The organism is Geosporobacter subterraneus DSM 17957, from assembly GCF_900142145.1.
Taxonomy (GTDB): domain Bacteria; phylum Bacillota; class Clostridia; order Peptostreptococcales; family Thermotaleaceae; genus Geosporobacter; species Geosporobacter subterraneus.
In genome coordinates, this window is sequence record NZ_FQZV01000021.1 from 59,134 (window position 1) to 65,133 (window position 6,000).

At 39.0% G+C, this 6,000-nt stretch carries 8 protein-coding genes; 7 read left to right on the forward strand and 1 reads right to left on the reverse strand.

Going from position 1 to position 6,000, the window contains the following annotated elements:
• Positions 1-220 precede the first annotated feature (220 nt).
• The 7 genes from BUB56_RS09245 (at position 221) to rlmD (ending at position 5,509) form a co-directional block, all read left to right on the forward strand.
• Complete coding sequence (locus BUB56_RS09245; protein WP_110941029.1) at positions 221-430, forward strand: hypothetical protein; 210 nt, start codon at positions 221-223, stop codon at positions 428-430.
• Positions 431-472: 42 nt separating this feature from the next.
• Positions 473-766, forward strand: a complete 294-nt coding sequence (locus tag BUB56_RS09250) for a hypothetical protein (RefSeq protein WP_110941030.1) — start codon at positions 473-475, stop codon at positions 764-766.
• 131 nt (positions 767-897) lie between these two features.
• Positions 898-1,281 (forward strand): VOC family protein, encoded by a 384-nt coding sequence (locus BUB56_RS09255; protein ID WP_110941031.1) that lies wholly within the window; start codon positions 898-900, stop codon positions 1,279-1,281.
• A gap of 86 nt (positions 1,282-1,367) precedes the next feature.
• Positions 1,368-1,793 carry a thioesterase family protein gene (locus BUB56_RS09260; protein ID WP_110941032.1) on the forward strand — a complete coding sequence of 142 codons (426 nt, stop codon included), beginning with the start codon at positions 1,368-1,370 and terminating at the stop codon, positions 1,791-1,793.
• A gap of 150 nt (positions 1,794-1,943) precedes the next feature.
• On the forward strand, positions 1,944-2,597 hold the full coding sequence (locus BUB56_RS09265) for an HAD family hydrolase (protein WP_110941033.1): 654 nt from the start codon (positions 1,944-1,946) through the stop codon (positions 2,595-2,597).
• 115 nt (positions 2,598-2,712) lie between these two features.
• Positions 2,713-4,077 carry an RsmF rRNA methyltransferase first C-terminal domain-containing protein gene (locus BUB56_RS09270; protein WP_207650421.1) on the forward strand — a complete coding sequence of 455 codons (1,365 nt, stop codon included), beginning with the start codon at positions 2,713-2,715 and terminating at the stop codon, positions 4,075-4,077.
• Between the two features lie 58 nt (positions 4,078-4,135).
• A complete protein-coding gene (rlmD, locus tag BUB56_RS09275; RefSeq protein WP_190014364.1) occupies positions 4,136-5,509 on the forward strand; it encodes a 23S rRNA (uracil(1939)-C(5))-methyltransferase RlmD in 1,374 nt (457 codons plus the stop codon).
• Positions 5,510-5,857: 348 nt separating this feature from the next.
• Here rlmD and BUB56_RS09285 read toward each other — a convergent pair.
• Positions 5,858-6,000 (reverse strand): IS3 family transposase (locus tag BUB56_RS09285; RefSeq protein WP_190014367.1); only part of this gene is annotated, 143 nt, incomplete at its 5' end.

Sequence of the window (6,000 nt, forward strand, 5' to 3'; positions counted from 1 at the left end):
ACTGATATAGTGCAGCATTCACTGAATGTATGCTTATTATCCATTATGACAGGCATTAATTATGGATTGAGGTTATAGAAAGAATTAATTTATTGAAGAAATATAATTATGTTAGACACAAAGTAAACGGGATCGTTAGAATGGGGGGATCCTATATACTTGACCTAATTAGCTTTCAGGAGCATGTTCCTGAGGAATAATAGGTATGGGGGAAGAGAATATGCTCAAGGAAAGAGATAACATAATACCTGATTTTAGAAAGCATGCTATGACTTTAAGTGAAAAAATGATTTGTATTTATGACTTAGCAGATGATATGGTTGACAATATATCGGGTGTGCTCATAGTCGGGGTGCTCTTATTGTTGATTTACTATTTGGTTCATATACCTAGTTTAGCGCTGCTGGTTTCTGATTATGTAAAGAATTAAGGAATAGGTCTAATAAGCAATGATTGGAAGGGGAATTTTGTTTTGTGTTATAAAAGCAACATATTTAGCAGCCTAGAAGGGAAATCTTGTATATGCCGCTTGAAAGTAAAGGAGCATGAAGAGATTATTTGCTGTGATGCTAAAATAAGAATACATTCCAATAAAATGATTTTGAAATTAGAGCATGAACTACAAGCACAGTACGGAATAATCAATATGGATGATATTGAAATGATTGATTATAGCTATGATAATGGCATTAATATTAATTTTATGTTTAAAGGTAACACCCATGCTGAATCGATAAATATTATTATAGAAGAATATCTTCTTTAAAAATAATGGCGCCACATTATTTGCTTATCCTTCTATTAGTGTTTTGGAGGAAAGAATGTGGAAGTAGAGAAATAGATATTTATGCTGGAAAGTATATTTTCGTAGTACTAAAAACAAAGGCAGGGAATGTTATGCAACCTAAAATTAGTTTAGTCACAATCTGGACCGATGAAATTGAAAGGATGAAAGAATTCTATAATGAAGTTCTGGGATTTAAAATTAAAAATGATCTTGGAAACTATGTAGAGTTTGAAAACGACGGAGTTCGATTTGCTATCTGTATGCGGGAAGTTATGTATGAGTACTCTGAAGAATTTAGAAAGCAAGCAGTAGGACAAGCCTTTGAACTGGCTTTTCCCTGTGGATCTCCCGGTGATGTGGATGAATCCTATTTTCAGCTAATTGCAAGGGGGGCTGCTCCGATACAAGCGCCCAAGGATATGCCATGGAATCAAAGAACCGCCTTTTTTGCAGATCCGGATGGGAATATACATGAAATTTTTGCAAACCTTTAACAGACGGAAAAAGCTTTTTAAAGAATATTGAATAATGAGACAATTTCATGGTACATATATAATATAACAATAAAGGGGGCGATGGTATGATAGAAATTCCTAGCATTGAAATTGGTACGTCTATAACGATCCAAAAAAAGATTGTAGAGGAAGACACAGCCCTTAATTACGGTAGCGGAAAACTTGAAACCCTATTGGCAACGCCTTCCCTTGTGGCACTGATGATTGAAGCAGCTGTCAACATAGTAGATCACAAGCTGCCAGAGGGAATGATTACTGTCGGTAGGGCCATGGAAATTGTACATGAGAAACCAACAGGGATTGGGGCTACAGTAAGTGTGAAAGTTGAAGTGAAGGGTTTCGACGGTGTTAAGATTTTGTTTGAAATGACTGCCTACGATGAAATTGGTGTAATCGGCAGAGGTTCCCACGAAAGAATTATTGTTAATAAAGACGCCTTATTGGAACGAGCATCATTAAGAGCAGAAAAATTAAAGAATATGGACTTTTGATAAAGTGACTTCGTTAATGAAGTCACTTTATATTTTGCACTAGCAGTTCATTCTGGCTGAAATATTCTGCAAATCCATTGAAAGACATGGATGATTATGATAATCTATAATTCAAGTGAAAAGAATCGAAATTTAGATTGGAGATGTATCATGATTAAAGATATTGAAGCAGTGATTTTTGATCTGGACGGAACCTTAGTGGATTCCATGTGGATCTGGAAGCAGATTGATATTGACTACCTGGAAAAAAGGGGCATTGAACTGCCGGAGGATTTGCAAAAGACCATTGAAGGTATGAGTTTCACTGAAACAGCTCAATATTTTAAGGACCGATTTCAGCTCACTGAAGATCTTGACGAGATCAAAAAAGAGTGGATGGGAATGGCAGAGGATTTTTATGCAAATCAGATTCCGCTAAAAGAAGGTGTATGGACCTTTCTTTCAACGCTTCGCCGTATGAACATTAAAATGGGCATTGGTACGAGCAACGCCAAGGATTTGGCCCAAAGAGTCATCGAGAAGCATAATATATTGCCGTTTTTTCATTCTATAAGGACTTCCTGTGAGGTTGAAAAAGGTAAACCTCATCCGGATATTTTCCTAAAGGTTGCAGAAGATCTAAATGCAAAACCGGAAGCTTGTTTGGTTTTTGAGGATACCTATGCGGGTGTATTGGCAGCGAAAAGGGCGGGGATGAAGGTTATTGCTATTGCCGATGCTTCTTCATTAGAGTACAAAGAAGAAATTTGTTCTCTTGCAGATCGATATATTGAAAGTTTTGAAGAGGTTGCACAGGTCGGGTAGCATTACTCGGCCTTAAATTATGTTTAAGCAGAACAAAACAAAATAAAGATAGTCAATTTCGCAGGATATGGAGATAATAGTATTATGAAAGCAGCTTCAAAAACGGGGTGATGGTGTGATACAGTTACCAGAGGATTTTATAACAAAGATGAAAGCCCTGATGGGGCAAGAATATGAAGCATTGGCAAAGAGCTATGAGGAGAAAAGAACCCAAGGCCTGAGAATCAATACCCTTAAGATTGATGTGAACAGTTTTCTAAGGATAAATCCATTTCATTTAGAGTCGGTTCCATGGTGTCCGGAGGGCTTTTATTATGAAGAAGGGGATAGGCCGGGAAAACATCCTTACCACGAGGCGGGTTTATACTATATACAGGAACCCAGTGCCATGGCAGTGGGGACAATACTGGACCCCAAGCCAGGGGACAGAGTGCTGGATTTATGTGCGGCTCCCGGAGGTAAGTCAACCCATATCGCTGCGATGCTCCAGGGAAAAGGGCTTTTGGTGTCTAACGAAATTCATCCGGTTAGAGCTAAAATCCTGTCTCAAAATGTAGAGCGAATGGGAATCCGCAACTGCATTGTGACCAATGAGGAGCCCCAGCACTTGGCGCAGCGGTTCATTGCTTATTTTGATAAAATACTGGTAGATGCTCCTTGCTCGGGAGAGGGCATGTTTAGAAAAGACCCGGATGCTTGTCAGGAATGGAGCATGGAAAATGTGGCAGCCTGTGCAGTACGGCAAATAGAGATCCTGAGCTTTGCTGCAAAAATGCTTCGGCCTCAAGGACAACTGGTCTACTCTACCTGTACCTTTTCTCCAGATGAGAATGAACGGGTGATTGAGCAGTTTTTAAGAGAACACAAGGAACTCTCTTTAGTAAAAGTGAAAGCCTATGAGGGATTTGAATCGGGGCGGGTTGAATGGACCGCAGAAGGAAGTCAGTCTTTGAAAAAAGCATTAAGGCTCTGGCCCCACCGACTGCGGGGAGAGGGACATTTTCTTGCAGTGTTAGAAAAACATGATGGAGAGCTGCCAAAGAAGAATAAGGGAAAGGTAAAGTCTTTGGATAAAAATAGTATGCAGGATTATTTTGATTTTGGAAAAAACTACTTGCAGCAGGTGCCTGAGGGTACTTTTATCCAGTTTGGCGAAAACCTTTACGATTTACCTGAATTGGAGGTTTCCTTAGAGCAACTGAGGGTTCTTAGACCAGGCTGGCACTTAGGAACACTCAAGAAAAACAGATTTGAGCCCTCTCATGCCTTAGCCTTAAGTTTAAATGCTTCTGAAGCCAGACAGATAATATCCCTGCCAGCAGAATCAAAGGAAATGAATGCCTATTTAAAGGGTGAAACGATAGAAGCCAATGGAATGGATGGCTGGAATCTGGTCTGTGTTGAGGGCTATTCCATTGGATGGGGCAAACTGGTAAAATCTATTTTGAAAAACCACTATCCAAAGGGTTTGCGATGGTAGAAAAAAGCATCAGTATACTCTATGATGAGTTTATATAGATTTAAGGAGGGATGGAGCAATGATAAAAAAACGGGATATTGTAGAGGCAAGAATAGAAGATTTAGAATTTCCATCCAAGGGAATTGCCTATATTGACGGGAAAAAGCTGGTCGTGAAAAACACTGTGCCAGGTCAGCTGGTTCGTGTAAATATCAGTAAGGTGAAGGAAGATTATGCAGAAGGAAAGCTAATGGAGGTAGTTGAAAGAGCCACGGAAGAAATCCAATCCTTCTGTGCCCACTTTGGAAGCTGCGGGGGCTGTGCCCACCAGACCTTGCCCTATGCGGCTCAACTAAAGATGAAAGCAGGCCTTGTGCATAAGCTGCTGGAAGAAGCAAAAATCGAAAACTATGAATTCTTAGGCATAGAGGGAAGTCCGGAAGTATTCGCTTATCGAAACAAGATGGAGTATTCCTTTGGGGACGAAGAAAAAGGCGGAGAGATAACTTTAGGAATGCACAAAAAAGGCAAGTTTCATGATGTAGTGACGGTTGACCGCTGTCGCATTGCGGATGAAGACTTTAACCTGATTCTACGCACTATATTAAACTATTTTCGGGAGAAAAAAGTGCCTCTATACAACAACAAGACGCATTTAGGCTATCTTAGACACCTTGTAGTAAGAAAGGCAAAAAAGACGGGCGAGATACTGATCAATCTTGTAACTTCCACACAGCAGCAGGTGGATATGACAGAACTGGTTAAACTGCTGAGAGATCAAGTCTATGATGGCAAGCTGGTGGGATTCTTGCACACATTTAACGACGGGATATCAGATGTGGTGGTTAGTGATCGTACCGATATTCTCTGGGGACAAGATTATTTTACAGAGGAAATATTAGGACTGCGCTTCAAGATTTCTGCTTTCTCCTTTTTTCAAACCAACTCCATAGGAGCAGAAAAGCTATACAGTATGGTGATGGATTTTATGGGAGATGCTGCAAATAAAATCGTATTTGATTTATATTGTGGAACGGGAACCATTGGCCAGATTGCAGCAAAAAAAGCTAAAAAGGTTATCGGTATTGATATCGTAGAGGAAGCGGTGGCAGCAGCTAATGAAAATGCCAGACAGAATGGTCTCAATAACTGTGAATTCATAGCAGGAGATGTATTGGAAAAAATTGATGAACTAAGGGAAAAACCGGATATTATTATATTAGATCCTCCAAGAGTGGGCATTCACCCGAAGGCGTTAAAAAAGATATTAGATTACAGGGCTTCGGAGATGATCTATGTTTCCTGTAACCCGAAAAGCCTGGCGGAAAATTTAAAAGATATCCAACAGGCAGGATATCGGGTAAAAAAGGTAAAGTGTATGGATATGTTTCCTCATACTGTGCATACAGAATGTGTTTGCTTACTTACCAGTAAAATCAAGGCTTTTGAGTAATAAAAATATCAATCCTTGTTGATTTGCCTACCATTTGCCAACGGATTTTTTATTTGGTAGGCAAATTATGATTAACTGCATTTTCAAATATTTCAACTGACTGTTCAGCCATTTTTTCAGTTGAATGGGTGTATGTTCCAAGGGTGGTTTCAATGTTGGAGTGGTATAACCTAGCTGGACACGAATAAAGGTTCTTTGCTTTTGTTTTCTTAGAATATCTTATTTATCCTACAAATTTAGGTATTATAATAGATTGTATTATGTAATTTATTCCTTAAAATAGATAAATTTACCATTTAGTGCTTGTAATGAGATATTGCTTATATAACTATTTCTTTAAACCATCTTTTAGGCTGCTAAATCCTTGCCTTGACTATGATGCAGTTCATATTCCATAGGTGACATATAATCTAAGCTGCTATGACTTCTTTTACAGTTATACCAGGTTTCTATATAATTAATAATGGCTATTTTAGCTTCTTCACGGGTTT

Excerpts from the sequence above, each read along its gene's own strand:
- BUB56_RS09245 (WP_110941029.1), top strand. The coding sequence starts at position 221 with ATGCTCAAGGAAAGAGATAACATAATACCTGATTTTAGAAAGCATGCT.
- BUB56_RS09255 (WP_110941031.1), top strand. The coding sequence starts at position 898 with ATGCAACCTAAAATTAGTTTAGTCACAATCTGGACCGATGAAATTGAA.
- BUB56_RS09260 (WP_110941032.1), top strand. The coding sequence starts at position 1,368 with ATGATAGAAATTCCTAGCATTGAAATTGGTACGTCTATAACGATCCAA.
- BUB56_RS09265 (WP_110941033.1), top strand. The coding sequence starts at position 1,944 with ATGATTAAAGATATTGAAGCAGTGATTTTTGATCTGGACGGAACCTTA.
- rlmD (WP_190014364.1), top strand. The coding sequence starts at position 4,136 with ATGATAAAAAAACGGGATATTGTAGAGGCAAGAATAGAAGATTTAGAA.